1 protein-coding gene is annotated in these 268 nt (G+C 66.0%); it reads right to left on the bottom strand.

Annotated elements, in window-relative coordinates:
- Nucleotides 1–268, bottom strand: a 268-nt coding sequence (locus tag APZ21_RS27045) for an AMP-binding protein (RefSeq protein ID WP_156371357.1), incomplete at both ends; no start/stop codon positions are given.

Here is a 268-nt window from a genome sequence, read left to right as displayed (position 1 = left end):
TCAGCCCCACCCTCGGCCACGAACACCGACAACATCGACGGCACGAAGTGCGCGGTCGTCACCTGCTCCTCGGTGATGATGTCGACCAGATATCCGGGATCGCGGTGGCCGTCCGGCTTGGCGACCACGAGTCGCGCGCCGACCTGCAAGGGCCAGAAGAACTCCCACACCGACACGTCGAAGGTCGCCGGTGTCTTCTGTAGCACCGCGTCGTCGCCGGTGAGTCGGTAGGCCGACTGCATCCACACCAGGCGGTTCACGATCGCGC

It is taken from the genome of Nocardia arizonensis (assembly GCF_001310275.1).
Taxonomy (GTDB): domain Bacteria; phylum Actinomycetota; class Actinomycetes; order Mycobacteriales; family Mycobacteriaceae; genus Nocardia; species Nocardia arizonensis.
This window is presented reverse-complemented; position numbering and strand designations above follow the sequence as displayed.